We start from the raw sequence: 13,692 nt of genomic DNA on the forward strand, positions 1-13,692 counted from the left end.
AGCGGTGCGGCTACCAGTTCCCGGCGGGCGAGCCTGAGCGGCTCGCGCGCAGCATGCGGATGGCGCGCAGGGCGTGGGGCGGTTCGCTTCCGAAACTTGCGGATCCGTCGAGGTAGTGAGTGACCAGGTCGGGGGCGGAGTGGTCTTCGAGGCTGGTGAAGCCGAGGGCTCGCAGCTGGGCGGCGATATCGTCGGGCGTGAAGTAGCTGTACACGGGTTCGCCGACGTCGGCCAGTCGATCAGCACGTGCCTGCTGGTGCGCACTGTCTTCGTCGGTGTTCGCGGGCTGTAGGTAGTCGAAGACCACCTCGACCGGCTGGCTCTGACCGGCGATGTATTCGAGAGTGGTGTGGGCGGCGTCGGGAGTCAGATAGAAGACGACGCCGAGCCACACGAAGACGGCCGGTTCCGTCCGGGTGAATCCGGTGGATGCCAATCCTGCTGCCAGCGTTTGCGTTTCGAAATCGACCGGCACAAAGGCCAATGTCTCAGGGCGGTCGATTCCGGCGGCGGTCAGACGTTCGCGTTTCCACGCTTGGGTGGCGGGGTGGTCGACCTCGAAGACACGCAAGTCCGGAAACGGATTGCGATAGGCGAACGTGTCCAGGCCTGCGCCGAGGACAACGACCTGCCGCACACCCGCGGCGACGGCCGCGGCCACGACGTCCTCGGCGAAGCGCGCGCGTGCGGCGAAGAACAGCCGACGGGACCGATCGCTGGCCCCGTCACCGAGGTGATCGGTTGTGGGCGTGCCCAATTCGGCCAGTTCCTCGGCGGTGACGCCGAGCAGACGTGCCGCCAGAGGATCGGTGAAGATCAGCGGTCGGTCAACGACCTGGTGATAGGCGCGGGCGTAGGCGGTGATGAGCGCTGTCCGACTGGGTCCGTCGTTGTCCATGTTCAGAACCTACTTGCGAATGCGGCACACGCTCTATGAACTCACTCACGCAATCCGTGACAGTTCATACTGATCCGCTGCGTGCACTGGATCCAGCTGCCGGACGAAGACGCAGCGGCCGACCTCCACACCGAGGCCGACCGCCGCGAAGTTCACCCCGAGATTCGTTTCTCGAGACCATCCAGACGCAGATCAGGCAGACGCAGTTCGGACCGACTGCCAACGAAGCGGATGCTCAACACCCCGTCCGTGACAACGACTTCCGGCTCACCACCCGGTCCAGCCCGGCAGCGCTTGTCGGCTCGGTCGGGTGGTCCCAGGTGGTTACAGACCTAATCCGGTGCGCAGGGTCGGCCAGGAACTGTGGAGTGCGTCTTGCCAGTACGGCCATGCGTGGGTGCCGAACAGGGTGTAGCGCACGGTCGGTGTGAGGCCGGCGGTGCGCATGGTCTTTTCGACGGTGCGGGTGCAGTTGAGTGCGCCTTCTTCGAGGCTGATCGCGCCGAACAGGTCGATGGGGTAGGAGAAGCTCGGGTCGAAGTCGACGTCGGCGGGGCCTGGGGTGCCGCTGCCGACCGACATGTAGACGGTGGTATCGCGGAGTGCGTCGAGGTGTTCGGTCGGGTCGTGGGCTGCCCATCCCGGGTCCAGCGATCCGCCCCACATGTTGTCGGGGTTGCCACCTCGGTTGTGGACGGTGGCGCGCACCATCGGTTGTCCGACGCCCGAGGTGAGCAGGCAGCCGCTGTAGACGCCGACGGCTCGGTAGAGTCCGGGGTTGCGGAAGGCCAGGGTGGCTGCCGCGTGGCCGCCCATCGACAGCCCCGCGACCGCGTTCTTGCCGTTGCCCCTCAGTTCTCGGTCGATCAGCGGTGGTAGTTCGCGGGTGAGGAAGGTTTCCCAGCGGTTGTGTCCGAGGACGGTGTCGTCGTCGAGCCAATCGGTGTAGAAGGTGCCGCCGCCGCCGATCGGCATGACCACGTTGACGTTCTTGTCGGCGAAGAAGCGGGTGGCGTCGGTGCGCAGGGTCCAGGTGCTCTGCGTTTGATTGTTGTCGGCGCCGGTGCCGTCGAGCAGGTACAGCGTCGGGCGTGGGGCGGTGCCGGTGGGGTGCAGGATGTCGAGCCCGACGACGCGGCCCATGGCGGGGGAGAAGACGTAGAGCTGCTCCCAGCGGTCGCTGCGGGTGATGCGATGATCCACTGTCGCGGTGGCCGCGGAGGCGACACCGGGTGCGGTGAGTGCGGCGACGATGCCGAGTGTGGTGACCAAGCCGAGTAGTCGGCGGTGCAGGGTGCGGAGTCGAGTTGGTGACGCTGTCATCAGGTCCTCCCGGCCACGGTCGGTTGCCGGGCCACAAGGCTAACCGGTGAAAACTCGAATCTTGTTACGGTAGAACAGGTTCCGGTGCTTCGTCGTGTTCTCGGCGACGTCGAATGGGATGCGCATCGTCACGTCTTCCGGCCGATCGGCGGTGTCGGTGCGGCTCATGGGCTTGCCGGTGATATCGGGGTGGTGGCGAGGCGGACGATCAGGTCGACTGTGAAGTCGAACTCGCGATCGCGGTCGAATCGGGCGAGAAACGGTGCGGCGAGTCCGATCTGCGGCAGCCCCGATCCTTCGAGCGTGGACTGACGCTCGGCGATTTGGGTGGGGTCTTCCGACCCGAACGTCGGTCCGGCTGCGGCCTCGCGCAGCAATGTTCCGATGAGCGTTGCCAGCAGCGTGCGCATGAGATGGACCGCCTCCTCGGGGCTGCGGCCCGTGCGTCGTAGCACGGTAAGGATTCCTTCGACGGGGGCAAGGCCGACTGTCGAGGAGAGTTGGCGGGTCAGCACCAGCGTCGCGGCCTGGGGGTGGGCGAGGGTGATTCGGCGGAATTCGTTGGCCCACGCGCGAATATCGCGCTCGATCGAGTCGGTCGATTCCGGCGGGCGTAGTTGTTCGAGTACATGCTCGGCGACAGCGTCGAGCAGATCGCCTTTGTCCTCGACGTAGTGGTAGAGGCTTTTGGCGTCGACCCCCAGGACCCGGCTGACCGACCGCATGCTGACGGCGTCTGTGCCCTCGGCGTCGATGACCGAGAGCGCGGCCTCGCGGATCGCGGTGCGTGAAAGCTGGGCCTGAGTCTTCGGCGGACGGCCTCGTCGGGGTTGCCGCAGGCCTGTTGTCGCGTCGGTCATGGCGTTCATTAAACCCACTCTTGCATATTTCCACGGTGTGGGTTTAATCTGTCATTAATCCCACACCGTGGAATTAATGACGTGAGGTGAAATCGATGCGGATGCCCTGGCATCAAGGCGATGTGCTGGATCTGGCGAGTGTTGGTGTGCGGGTCGACAGCCTGACCGACCTCTCGGCGATCTCTGGTGGTCCGGGTGCCCGGCTCACCGCGATCCGGGCCCAGGCGGTGGCGTTCAGGCAAGAGTTCCTCGGAACCGGCACTCCCGACAGCGTCACGACCTGTGACCTGGTCACCCTGCCGTATCCGACACGGTTCGGCTTGTTCCGCGCGTCCCGCGCGATAGCGCCGTTCCTCGCGATCACCAACCGGATGTTGGTCATCAGGTGGCGTGCGAGCGACGGGACGCCACGGGTGCTGCTCTTCGAGCCCAGCGATGTCGAACTCGGCCGCTACACGCCGTACTTCGACAAGCTCGCCGAACGGACCCCCGCCATGGTGTCGAAACGGATGGTGACCGAACACGGCACTGTGGTCGAGCACCTGTCCCGCCTCGGAATCGATCCGGCCGAGGTCGATTATCTGATGTTCGACCACCTGCATACCCAGGACCTGCGCCGCTGGATCGGCACCACCACGCACCAGGCCGACCTCGGCGAGCAACCGAAACCCGTTTTCCCGCGCGCGAAGGTCATCGTGCAGCGTGACGAACTGGCCGCGATGGCGGATCTGCACCCGATGCAGCGCCCGTGGTATCAGCCCGGGGCCTACCGCGATGTGTCGCCGGAGTCGTTCCTGCCCATCGACGGGTCGGTGGTGCTCGGTCCCGGCGTCGCGGTGGTGAAAACCCCCGGCCACGTCTTCGGTAACCAGAGCTTGGTGCTCCAGACCTCCACCGGGGTCTGGGTCAGCAGTGAGAACGTCATCGCTGCGGAATGCCTCACCCCGGAGTTCTCCCGGATGCCCGGGATCGCGCGTTGGGCGCGGGAGTGGGGACAGGAGATCGTGCTCAATGCCAACACCATCGAAACCACTGTCGATCAATACAACTCGATCATCTTGGAGAAGACGCTGGCCGATCGAAGCCAACGTGATTCCCGCTTCGTGCAGTTCTTCCCGTCGAGCGAGCTGACAGCGGCGTGGACCAATCCTGGTACCTCACCGACATTCACCCACGGTGCGATCACGCACCGGTGACCTCAGGGCCAACCAGCCATTCCACAATGCTGTGAAAGGAATCCCGCACATGCGTGCACTCATCGGCGGCGCCGGACCCCACTGGCAGCTGCGCGATATCGATACTCCGCACCAACTCGGTGCGGTCCGCATTCAGGTGATGGCCGCCGGGCTGAACCGCGCCGACCTCTACGCCCTGGAAGGTAACTACTCTGCCAACTCCCAGCAGCCGGGTGAATTCACCGCGGGCATGGAAGTAGCGGGCATTGTGGAGACGTCGAGTCCGCTCGCACCACATCTGTGCGCGGGGACTCGGGTCATGGGGATCACGATCGGCGGCTTCGCCGACTACGCGCTGTGTGATCCACGGTTACTCGTGCCCATCCCTGAGGGGCTGAGCTTCGAGGAGGCCGCGTCCTTGCCGATCGGGCTGATCACCGAACACGACGCGCTGGTCAGCCAGGCGGGTTTCGTCGCGGGCAACAGCGTGCTGATCGTCGGTGGGACCAGCTCGATCGGGCTGGTCGGCATTCAACTCGCCAAAGCACTCGGCGCGAGCACCGTCATCGCGACCACCACCAGCGCGGACAAGCGAGACGCACTCACCGCCGCGGGCGCAGACCTCGCTGTCGATACCACCGGTGAGGATCTCGCGGCAGCGGTGGCATCCGCGACGAACGGCAACGGCGTCGATATCACCCTCGACCATGTCGGCGGTGAACTCTTCGCGCAGCTGCCCGCTGCCACCGCGATCGGCGGCGCCATCGTCAGTATCGGCCGACTTGCCGGCGCCACGACCACCCTCGATCTGGACACGATTGCTTTCCGTCGCCAGCGACTGCTCGGCACTACCTTCAGCATCCGCACCCGTGCCGAGCTGGCCGAGGTAGTCGCCGCGCTGACCTCGCAGGTCCTTCCCGCGGTCGCCGCGGGAACGATCAGCCCACGCGTGGACGCCGTTTTCGCCCCCGAACAAGCCGAGCACGCGGCCGAGCGGCTCCGGCGGAACTCGGCGGTCGGCAAGATCATCTTGTCCTTCGCCGACGCGCATACCGGGCCCGCTCCGGCACCGTCACCGCGGGCCAACATGTTCGGCACCATTCGCCAGATCGGTTATGTCGTCCGTGATCTCGAGTCGTCCCTGCGCGGATTCATCGACAGCGGAATCGGGCCCTGGTTTCATCTGCGCGGCCTGCGGCCGGGGAACTTCACCTATCGCGGTGAGCCGTCGGGCATGGTGATGGATGTCGCGGTCGCCAACAGCGGCGACATCCAGCTCGAGCTCATTCAGCCCGTGAACGCGGAACCGTCGATGTACAAGGACTTTCTCGACGCCGGCCACGAAGGCGTGCAGCACATCGCCTACTGGGCGGAGAACTATCAGGAACTCTACGACCGAGCGCTGGCCGCCGGGTTCACTGTCGGACAGGAAGGCGAAATCGGCGGTCCGACAGGTCGATTCGCCTACCTGGAGACCGAACATCATCCCGGCACCGTCGTCGAGATCTCGGATCTGAGCGGATCGAAGAAGTTCGTCTTCGACCTGATCAAGGTCGCGGCGGCGAACTGGGACGGCACCCACCCGATCCAGGTCATCGATCCGGCCTTGCTCAGCGGCGATCCCGCGGCGATGGACGAGATGAAGGCAGCACTGGGCGGATGAAGGTCCATCACCTCAACTGCGGAACCATGCACCCACCCGCGACTCCCGGCGGGCTGGTCTGTCACGTGCTGCTGGTGGAAACACCGCGAGGGCTCGTGCTCGTGGATGCGGGCCTGGGGTTACAGGACTCCCGTTCTCCGGGGCCGAGGTTCGGTGCGGGCCGCTGGTACGTCCGACCCGTCTTCGACCCGGCCGAGGCCGCGATCACGCAGATCCAGAGGCTCGGCTTCGATCCCCACGATGTGCGCCACATCGTGCTCACCCACTTCGACGCCGACCATGCCGGCGGTTTAGCCGACTTCCCTTGGGCCCGGGTGCACCTCACCGCGGCAGAGGCCTTCGCTTCCCGGCATCCGCGCACGCTGATCGAACGCGGCCGCTACCTCCCCGCACAGCGCTCCCACCACCCGGTCCTCGTCGAGTACACACCGGCCGCGGGGGAGTCATGGCGCGGGTTCGCCGGTGCGGAAGAGCTCACCGGCATCTCACCCGGGATCGTGCTGATCAATCTCCCCGGCCACAGCCGGGGTCACGCGGCGGTGGCGGTCGACGCCGGTGATCGCTGGATTCTGCATGTCGGCGATTCCTTCTATCACCACGGCCAGCTCGATGGGTCCCGTTCCGCGCCAAGGGCTCTCACCGCGATGGAACGTGTCATCGCCGCCGACTGGACCAGGGTCAAGGCCAACCACGAACGTCTCGCCGAGCTGTGGACCGCCGCCGACCCCGACCTGCTCCTGATCAATGCCCACGATCCGTACCTACTCGATCGGGCACTGGGACGCCGCTGAATCAAGCTCGCCGGGCGCATGCCTCGGCGAACCCTTCGAACAGAAAGCGAGATCGCTATGAGCCGGATCTTCGGCAGTGTCACCCAAATGGGCTATGTCGTACGCGACATCAACGCAGAGATGCACCGATGGATCGCACAGGGCGTAGGCCCCTGGTTCTATGTCCACGACGTAGAGACCGACTACTTCACCTATCGCGGCAGCGATTCGCCGCTGAAAATGAGCGTGGCGCTGGCCAATTCGGGTGACGTGCAGATCGAGCTGATCCAGCCGCGCAACGACGCGCCGTCGCTCTACCGGGAATTCCTCGACTCCGGGCGCGAAGGCTTGCAGCACATCGCCTACTGGACCGACAACTACCAAGCGCTCTACGACAAGGCGCTGGCGCTGGGCTACGAGGTAGGCCACGAAGGGTCGATCGGCGGTGACCTCGGCCGCTTCGCCTACTTCGACACCGAGAAGACCTTCGGCCACATCATCGAAATCTCCGACATCAGCGGCCCCAAAGGCCAATTCTTCCGCTACATCCGGGAAGTCGCGCAGACCTGGGACGGCAGCGAGCCCATCCGCGGCGAAGTCGACAAGCTCGCATGACCACAGAAGAGAACACCATGACGACCATCAACTTCCCCGACCCCGCGGCCCTGCCCGACGCGCTCCGAGAAGCGCTGTCCACCCACACGGCCAACATCTATCGTATGGTCGCTCACTCCCACGGCATGGGCCTGAGCTTTCTGACCATGGCAGACGCCATGCTGCAAACCAACTCTGTCCCTTTCCCGCTGCGCGAGCTGGCGATCTTGCGCGTCGGCCACGTCTACGCAGCGCCCTACGAACTGCACCACCACGAGAAGTTCGCGCGCGCGGTCGGGCTCAGCGAGGACGCGATCGCCGCTGCCGCCACCGGCGGCGGCGAAGGGCTCCGATCCGAGGAAGCTGCGGTGCTCCGCTGGACGGATACGATCCTCGACCGGCACACGCTCGGCGCGGTGGCTCGGACCGAAGCGCTGGAACTGTTCAGCGTCACCGAACTAGCCGATTTCGTCCTCACCGTCGGGTTCTACCAACTCGTCTGCAACTTCCTCAACACCTTCGAGGTCACCACCGAGGGCGAAGCGTAGGCGCGGCGAGGTCCGAAATGACGAATGCCCCGAGCTCGATCGAGTTCGGGGCATTCGGTCGCAGAGCCGTTTGTGAAGGCGGGGACTGCTGTCACAGTGACAGATCATTCTAGGCCCCGGGGGCTGCTCGCTGAGTGTGAGAATCGGCGAGGTCGATCGTGACAACTCTCCGCGTGCCCGCGTCAGCGCAGGATCTCCCCCCATGTCCGAAAATGGGAGTAGCTGTCTCAGTCAGTTGGGTGGCAGTCTGGATCTGATCGGATCTTTGGAAGGTATTTGTCCATGAAGTCGGGGGGCATCTTGTGCAGAGTAGGGCTGGATCTGCCTGTTTGGGCAGTGCACCCATGCCTTAGCTGTCTGGGTCAATGAGCGGAAAATCCCCGTGAACCGTTGACTCGGGACTCGCAGGCGGTCTAGTATTCCTACTCACACGTAGTAATACTTCTACGTAGTCGTAGAAAATGGATTGGAAACCCTGCAATGGCAACAATTGCTTCCTTGCGTGAGTGGCTGTCGCTTCCCCCGCTGACGCCCGCGGAGGACTACGGCTTCTTCGGCCCGGAGTCGGTCGCGTGGCAAGTCTGGAGTTACCCGACCAGTTTGACGATCGGCTTCCAGCGTGCGGTGGTGATCGAGGAGCTGGATCCGGCGCTGGTGGCCTCGGTGGACGCCACCCATGCGATCTACGACCGTCCTCGTACCCGATACGACCGCACGCTGCGATATTTCGCTATGGTGCTGTTCGCCGACAGCCGGTCGACCGCGCACGCGGCCGACATTCTGGTGAAGATCCACTCCAAGGGTATCGGCGTCGACCCCGTCACCAAGCAGTCCTACGACGCGAACAATCCGCAGTCGCAGCTGTGGATCCACCTGACCGCATGGCATTCCATCCTCGTCGCCTACGAGAAGTACGGTCCCGGCCGGCTCAGCGAGGCCGACGAACTGCAGTACTGGGCGGAGTGCGCGCGAGCGGCGGAACTACAGACTTGTGACCCGGCGGATGTGCCGCGCACCAGGGCCGGGATCAGCGAGTACTTCGAGCAGATGCGCCCGCAGCTGATCGGGTCCGACATCGCCCGCAAGGCGATGCGCCACCTGCTGCAGGCGGAGGTGATGATGCCGGAGATCCCGCTCCTGGTCCGGCCGATGTTCAAGATCGTGTACGCCTTCCTGCGCCGGGGCACCCTGGCCACCATGCCGCGATGGATGCGGGAGATGGCCGGATTGCCGAAGGGTAGGCTGCTCGACGCGCTCGTCACGACGCCGATGAGCGTTGCCTTCACTCTGGTGAGTCTCAACGCGCGCCTGCAAATTCAGCTGCTGCGCTTGATCTCGCCGATGACGGTGGCGGTGGCGGGTCCAGTGCTGCTGAAGATTCCGCCCGCGAGCACGACCACGATGACCCCTCGGCAAGCGCAAGAGCTCTACGGCTACGACATTCCCGCGCTCGCCCATCAAGCGCTGCGGGACAAGCAGCGGGCCCGGGTCTTCGGCCGCGGGGAAGCGCCGGACGACCAGGGTCTGATCGAGTCCCAGGCCGTGCTCGGCGAGATCGCGTGAGGGGTGCGTTCTGATGATCAAAGAACTGCTGGGCTATCGGATCAGCCTTCGCCAGCTCATCTTCCTCGGCATCGCCTTCGGAGTGCCGTACTTCCTGATCGGGCTGTTCTGGCTGGGGGCCCACCATGAGCACCTCGACGATCTGCACGGCTTCGACAAGCTGTTCTCGGCGATCGGTGAGATCATCGCCTGGCCGCCGTTGGTGATCTCCGATATCCAGCTACGCTGACGCCGGTCAGTCGGGAAGTGTCTCCGTGTTGTCGGCCTGCCAGGCCGAGACCACCGATCCGCCGGACGGGATGATCCGAGTTCCCGTGTCGTCCTTGGGCAAGGTTCGAGTCAGTGCCCGCACCGCGGGCCGAAGTGCTTGGGGAGAAGCGAGTTCCGGATTCGACAAGACCAGCCTGCCGAGCGATTCGATGAACCCGAGCATGACGCGACTGGCCAGTTCGACGTCCACGTCCTTGGGGCCACCGCGCCGCGCGATGCCTGTCTCGAGCAGTTGGGCGCAGCGTGCGATGACCTTCTCCCTGGCATCGGCGAGCAGTCCGCGATAAGAGGCAGGGGCTCCGTCGGCGGGCATGAGGATCAACCGCCAGCGAACCGGATCGTCCTGGACCGCGGTGAGGAAGGCGATGACCGCTTCCTCGTACTCCACGTCCGGGTCGGAATCGTCGAAATCCGCTGGTAATGCCTCGAGGACCTGCGCGATTCCCCTGGTGTGTTCGCGCCGCAACAGCGCGTCGAGCAACTGGGGCGCGGTGGGGTAGATCGCATACAGCACAGGTTTGGCGACGCCGGCTTGTTTGGCCACCGCTTGCATCGTGAGCTCGGCCAATCCGTCACGACCGGTGACTTCGCGGGCCGCGTCCAGCAGCTGCTCGCGGCGTTCCTCCGGCGGTAGTCGCGGGCCGTTGCGACGCCGCGGCCGGGCAGGTTGCGGCGGGGCGATCCGCCAGACGCCGTCGGTGCCCTCTTCGATGCTCATCAGGAAATGATCCCCCAAAGCTCTGGTGCCGCGTGAGCGGCGCTGTTAGTGTCCACATATCTACTTTAGCGTAGTAATTCATAACTACGGCAACGTAGAAAACTTCCGGGGAATCCAGGCGTCGCACCGAGCTCGTGCCTCGGAGCCGCGCCGGCAGCAAATCGGTCCGACCCATCAGCAACCGGCGAGAGTGAACAATCGTGCAGCAGCCGTCGACCAGGATTTCTGGTGAATTCGATACCGGGACAACAGCTCCGCCAGGAGGCGGTGATGCCCGTGATCAGGTCGTCGCCTTCGGGCTGACCTACTGGCGCGAACACCCGCAACGCGCCGTCGAGACGGCCGGGCGCCAGGTACTGATGACCGGCCGGGCACTCGCCGAACTGGTCCGCGCCCTGTTCACCCGGCGGTTTCCCACCACGGAATTCGTCAAGCAGTGCGCGTTCATGGCCAGTGTGTCGGCGACACCGACACTGCTGGTCGCGATTCCCATCGCGGTGGTGGTGTCGATCCAGGTCGGCTCGCTCGTCAGCCAGGTCGGGGCGACCACCTTCATCGGCGCGGTCAACGGACTGGGAATCATCCGCCAGGGCGCCCCGCTCGTGACCTCGCTGATGATCGCCGGCGCGGTGGGGTCGGCGATCTGCGCGGATCTCGGTTCGCGCACCATCCGGGAGGAGATCGACGCCATGGTCGTGATGGGCGTCGATCCGGTCCGTCGCCTGGTCGCCCCCCGCCTCGCGGCGGCGGTCGTGGTCAGCACCTTGCTGTGCGGGCTGGTCGTGTTCGTCGGCTTCGCGACCGGCTATGTGTTCAACGTCTATATCCAGGATGGGACGCCGGGCTCGTACATCGGTACCTTCGCCTCGTTCGCGGTGGCCGGCGATCTGGTCGTCGCCATGGTCAAGGCCACGGTCTTCGGCGCGCTGGCGGCGATCATCGCCTGCGACACCGGGCTGCACACCCGCGGCGGACCGGCGGGCGTGGCGAACGCGGTGAACTCGGCGGTCGTCAACTCCGCGATCGTCCTGTTCGCGGCCAACATCATCCTCACGCAGCTCTACAACGCTGTGTTCCCGTCGAAGGTGCTCTGAGATGGCCTCGGGTTACGTGCCACCCCTGCTGCGTCCGGTGCGCCGGCTGCGCGCCGCCGCCGCAGCGCCCGCGACCGTTCCGGTGCGCCTCGGTCATCAAGGACTGGTGTTCCTTCAAGCAATCGCCGCGATTCCGTTCGTGCTCAAGCACTATCGGAAGGAGCTGCTGCGGCTGATCACCGATGTGAGCTTCGGCAACGGCTCCTTGATCGTCGGCGGCGGGGTGATCGGCGTCGTGGTCATCCTGTGCGGGTTCGGCGGAATCACCGTCGGCATGGAATCGCACACCGCGCTGAACCTGCTCACCATGAGCCCGCTCACCGGCGCGATCTCCGGATTCGCCACGACGCGGGAGTTGGCACCGCTGCTGGCGACCCTGGCTTTCGGCGCCCAGGCCGGGTGCCGATTCACCGCGCAGCTGGGTTCGATGCGGATCTCCGAGGAGATCGACGCCCTGGAGTCGATCGCCATCCGGCCGCTGCCCTACCTGATCACCACGCGCATGCTGGCGGCCGTCGTCGCCATCGTGCCGCTCTACACCGCGGGCCTGGCCATCGCCTACATCGCGACGAGGTTCACCGTGGCCTTTCTCGGCGGGACGACGCTGGGCACCTACGACCACTACTTCCACCAGTTCCTCGACCCGGTGGACGTGGCCTACTCGATCCTCAAGATCATCGTCTTCGCCGCCGTGGCGACCTTCATCCAGTGCTACTACGGCTACACCGCGGCGGGCGGACCCGAAGGCGTCGGAGTCGCGTCCGGCCGGGCGATCCGGATGACCATCGTCACGGTCGTGTTCATCAATCTCCTGTTCTCCCTGTCGATCTGGGGGATCGACCCGGGCATCAGGATCACGGGATAGGCCTCGATCATGATCATCGACCCCAGCGGGCGTGGCCCGAGCGCGCTGCGCCTCGGCCTGCTCGGCGTGCTCATCGGCGTGCTCATCGCCACCACCGTCTACCTGCTCGGACTGCGCTACAACGGCAAGTTCCTCGACACCGTCGAGGTGACCGCGGCCATGACCAGCACCGGCGACGGCGTCCCCGCGCGCGCCGATGTCACCTTCCGCGGCGTGCTGGTCGGCCAGGTCGCCCGCACCGACATCGCCGCCAGAGGTGAACGCCAGAACATGCTGTTGCGCATCGAACCGCCGATGGCCCAGCGCATTCCCGCCACGGTCACCGCCCGGGTGGTGCCGAACAACATCTTCGGCGTCACGGCGGTGGAACTCATCGACAACGGACCCTCGCCGGACCGGCTGCGCGACGGAGCGACCATCGCGCAGGACACCAGCGAGGTGGGTGCCCAGTTGCAGACGACCCTGACCACCCTGCGGACCGTCCTCGACGCCATCGACCCGATCCGGCTGGCCACCGTCCTGGGCACGCTCGCCGACGCGCTCGACCCCAGCTACCGGATGCCCGGCTCCACCATCGAACGACTCGACACCTGGACCACACAGGTCAGGGCGACGCCGGGGATCGGCGACCTGCTCGGCGACCTCGGCGCCGCGGCGTCGGCGGTCAACGAGTCGGCGCCGCAGCTGGTCGACACTCTCGTCGCGTCGGTGACCGCGGCGCGCACCCTCACCGAGAAGCGGGCGAACCTGATCGCGCTGCTGACCGCCGCCCGCGGCGCGGTCGGGGTCACCAACACCCTGTTCGAACGCAATCCGGAGGCGGGCCCGGAACTGGTCGGCGGGCTGCACGAGACCTTCGGCGCGCTGGCCGCCGACTCCGGCGCCATCGGCGCCGCGGTCGCCAACCTCAATACCGCGCTGAGCAGGCTGGCGACGGTCTTCAACTGGGGACCCGACCGGCAGATGCGCTGGGCCGTCGACGTGAGCTTCACGCCCTTCACCCAGTACACCGCCGCGGACTGCCCCCGCTACGGCAACCTCGCCGGGCCGCGATGCGGCGGCCCCTCGGTGCCGTATACCGCGCCGGAACAACATATTCCGACCCAGCTGCTGCCGCGGCGGCTGGAAGCGGCAGGCCCGCCGGCCGTCGTTCCCGGTCTCCCCACGCTCCCGGCGATTCCCGGCCTGACGGCCCCGGCCTCCGCGCCGGCGTCCCTGCAGGGCGTCGAGGCCATCGAGGCGCTCGTCGGGCGACCGCCGAACGCCGCGCAGCTGGTGCTGCTCACGCCGGTCCTGGCCGACGGTGTAGTGCAGCTCACCTACTCCAACCCAGCGCCAGGGGGGAACTGAC

At 65.9% G+C, this 13,692-nt stretch carries 15 protein-coding genes; 10 read left to right on the plus strand and 5 right to left on the minus strand.

Annotated elements, in window-relative coordinates:
• Positions 1–10: 10 nt before the first annotated feature.
• From ACFVVI_RS22525 to ACFVVI_RS22540, 4 genes are all read right to left on the minus strand, one after another.
• A complete protein-coding gene (locus ACFVVI_RS22525; RefSeq protein WP_387446645.1) occupies positions 11–898 on the minus strand; it encodes a class I SAM-dependent methyltransferase in 888 nt (295 codons plus the stop codon).
• A 324-nt stretch (positions 899–1,222) separates the two neighbouring features.
• On the minus strand, positions 1,223–2,221 hold the full coding sequence (locus tag ACFVVI_RS22530) for an alpha/beta hydrolase (protein ID WP_387446646.1): 999 nt from the start codon (positions 2,219–2,221) through the stop codon (positions 1,223–1,225).
• A 39-nt stretch (positions 2,222–2,260) separates the two neighbouring features.
• The gene (locus tag ACFVVI_RS22535) at positions 2,261–2,389 is read right to left on the minus strand and encodes a hypothetical protein (protein WP_387446647.1); all 129 of its coding nucleotides are present in this window, start codon (positions 2,387–2,389) and stop codon (positions 2,261–2,263) included.
• Entirely contained in the window at positions 2,386–3,090 is a 705-nt protein-coding gene (locus ACFVVI_RS22540) for a TetR/AcrR family transcriptional regulator (RefSeq protein WP_378992854.1), read from the minus strand. The genes ACFVVI_RS22535 and ACFVVI_RS22540 overlap by 4 nt, the downstream gene beginning before the upstream one ends.
• A gap of 86 nt (positions 3,091–3,176) precedes the next feature.
• Between ACFVVI_RS22540 and ACFVVI_RS22545 the strand changes: the two genes are divergently transcribed.
• From ACFVVI_RS22545 to ACFVVI_RS22575, 7 genes are all read left to right on the plus strand, one after another.
• A complete protein-coding gene (locus ACFVVI_RS22545; RefSeq protein ID WP_378992856.1) occupies positions 3,177–4,277 on the plus strand; it encodes a hypothetical protein in 1,101 nt (366 codons plus the stop codon).
• Between the two features lie 49 nt (positions 4,278–4,326).
• Positions 4,327–5,919, plus strand: coding sequence for a zinc-binding dehydrogenase (locus tag ACFVVI_RS22550; RefSeq protein WP_387446648.1), 1,593 nt, complete (start codon positions 4,327–4,329; stop codon positions 5,917–5,919).
• Entirely contained in the window at positions 5,916–6,710 is a 795-nt protein-coding gene (locus tag ACFVVI_RS22555) for an MBL fold metallo-hydrolase (RefSeq protein ID WP_378992859.1), read from the plus strand. Before ACFVVI_RS22550 ends, ACFVVI_RS22555 begins: the two co-directional genes overlap by 4 nt.
• Before the next feature lie 57 nt (positions 6,711–6,767).
• Complete coding sequence (locus ACFVVI_RS22560; protein ID WP_387446649.1) at positions 6,768–7,304, plus strand: VOC family protein; 537 nt, start codon at positions 6,768–6,770, stop codon at positions 7,302–7,304.
• The gene (locus tag ACFVVI_RS22565) at positions 7,301–7,831 is read left to right on the plus strand and encodes a carboxymuconolactone decarboxylase family protein (RefSeq protein WP_387446651.1); all 531 of its coding nucleotides are present in this window, start codon (positions 7,301–7,303) and stop codon (positions 7,829–7,831) included. Before ACFVVI_RS22560 ends, ACFVVI_RS22565 begins: the two co-directional genes overlap by 4 nt.
• 480 nt (positions 7,832–8,311) lie before the next feature.
• Positions 8,312–9,394, plus strand: a complete 1,083-nt coding sequence (locus ACFVVI_RS22570; protein WP_378992862.1) for an oxygenase MpaB family protein — start codon at positions 8,312–8,314, stop codon at positions 9,392–9,394.
• Positions 9,395–9,407: 13 nt separating this feature from the next.
• Positions 9,408–9,623, plus strand: coding sequence for a hypothetical protein (locus tag ACFVVI_RS22575; protein ID WP_378992864.1), 216 nt, complete (start codon positions 9,408–9,410; stop codon positions 9,621–9,623).
• Between the two features lie 6 nt (positions 9,624–9,629).
• Here ACFVVI_RS22575 and ACFVVI_RS22580 read toward each other — a convergent pair whose 3' ends face one another.
• Positions 9,630–10,382: a TetR/AcrR family transcriptional regulator gene (locus ACFVVI_RS22580; RefSeq protein ID WP_378992866.1), complete on the minus strand. Its 753-nt coding sequence runs from the start codon at positions 10,380–10,382 to the stop codon at positions 9,630–9,632.
• Between the two features lie 299 nt (positions 10,383–10,681).
• On the opposite strand from ACFVVI_RS22580, the gene ACFVVI_RS22585 reads away from it, so the two are divergent.
• From ACFVVI_RS22585 to ACFVVI_RS22595, 3 genes are read left to right on the plus strand one after another with little or no spacing between them, the layout of a single operon-like run.
• On the plus strand, positions 10,682–11,476 hold the full coding sequence (locus tag ACFVVI_RS22585) for an MlaE family ABC transporter permease (protein ID WP_378993009.1): 795 nt from the start codon (positions 10,682–10,684) through the stop codon (positions 11,474–11,476).
• A 1-nt stretch (position 11,477) separates the two neighbouring features.
• A complete protein-coding gene (locus ACFVVI_RS22590) occupies positions 11,478–12,341 on the plus strand; it encodes an ABC transporter permease (RefSeq protein ID WP_378992868.1) in 864 nt (287 codons plus the stop codon).
• 9 nt (positions 12,342–12,350) lie between these two features.
• A complete protein-coding gene (locus ACFVVI_RS22595) occupies positions 12,351–13,691 on the plus strand; it encodes an MlaD family protein (protein ID WP_387446654.1) in 1,341 nt (446 codons plus the stop codon).
• The last annotated feature ends 1 nt before the right edge of the window (position 13,692 follow it).

Origin of the sequence: Nocardia sp. NPDC058114 (assembly GCF_042884695.1) — a bacterium.
In the GTDB taxonomy this organism is placed as follows: domain Bacteria; phylum Actinomycetota; class Actinomycetes; order Mycobacteriales; family Mycobacteriaceae; genus Nocardia.

What these genes read in the sequence shown, in the direction of transcription:
- ACFVVI_RS22575 (WP_378992864.1), top strand. Translation starts at nt 9,408, where the DNA reads ATGATCAAAGAACTGCTGGGCTATCGGATCAGCCTTCGCCAGCTCATC.
- ACFVVI_RS22545 (WP_378992856.1), top strand. Translation starts at nt 3,177, where the DNA reads ATGCGGATGCCCTGGCATCAAGGCGATGTGCTGGATCTGGCGAGTGTT.
- ACFVVI_RS22525 (WP_387446645.1), bottom strand. Translation starts at nt 898, where the DNA reads ATGGACAACGACGGACCCAGTCGGACAGCGCTCATCACCGCCTACGCC.
- ACFVVI_RS22535 (WP_387446647.1), bottom strand. Translation starts at nt 2,389, where the DNA reads ATGAGCCGCACCGACACCGCCGATCGGCCGGAAGACGTGACGATGCGC.
- ACFVVI_RS22565 (WP_387446651.1), top strand. Translation starts at nt 7,301, where the DNA reads ATGACCACAGAAGAGAACACCATGACGACCATCAACTTCCCCGACCCC.
- ACFVVI_RS22560 (WP_387446649.1), top strand. Translation starts at nt 6,768, where the DNA reads ATGAGCCGGATCTTCGGCAGTGTCACCCAAATGGGCTATGTCGTACGC.
- ACFVVI_RS22595 (WP_387446654.1), top strand. Translation starts at nt 12,351, where the DNA reads ATGATCATCGACCCCAGCGGGCGTGGCCCGAGCGCGCTGCGCCTCGGC.
- ACFVVI_RS22540 (WP_378992854.1), bottom strand. Translation starts at nt 3,090, where the DNA reads ATGAACGCCATGACCGACGCGACAACAGGCCTGCGGCAACCCCGACGA.
- ACFVVI_RS22580 (WP_378992866.1), bottom strand. Translation starts at nt 10,382, where the DNA reads ATGAGCATCGAAGAGGGCACCGACGGCGTCTGGCGGATCGCCCCGCCG.
- ACFVVI_RS22530 (WP_387446646.1), bottom strand. Translation starts at nt 2,221, where the DNA reads ATGACAGCGTCACCAACTCGACTCCGCACCCTGCACCGCCGACTACTC.
- ACFVVI_RS22590 (WP_378992868.1), top strand. Translation starts at nt 11,478, where the DNA reads ATGGCCTCGGGTTACGTGCCACCCCTGCTGCGTCCGGTGCGCCGGCTG.
- ACFVVI_RS22555 (WP_378992859.1), top strand. Translation starts at nt 5,916, where the DNA reads ATGAAGGTCCATCACCTCAACTGCGGAACCATGCACCCACCCGCGACT.
- ACFVVI_RS22570 (WP_378992862.1), top strand. Translation starts at nt 8,312, where the DNA reads ATGGCAACAATTGCTTCCTTGCGTGAGTGGCTGTCGCTTCCCCCGCTG.
- ACFVVI_RS22550 (WP_387446648.1), top strand. Translation starts at nt 4,327, where the DNA reads ATGCGTGCACTCATCGGCGGCGCCGGACCCCACTGGCAGCTGCGCGAT.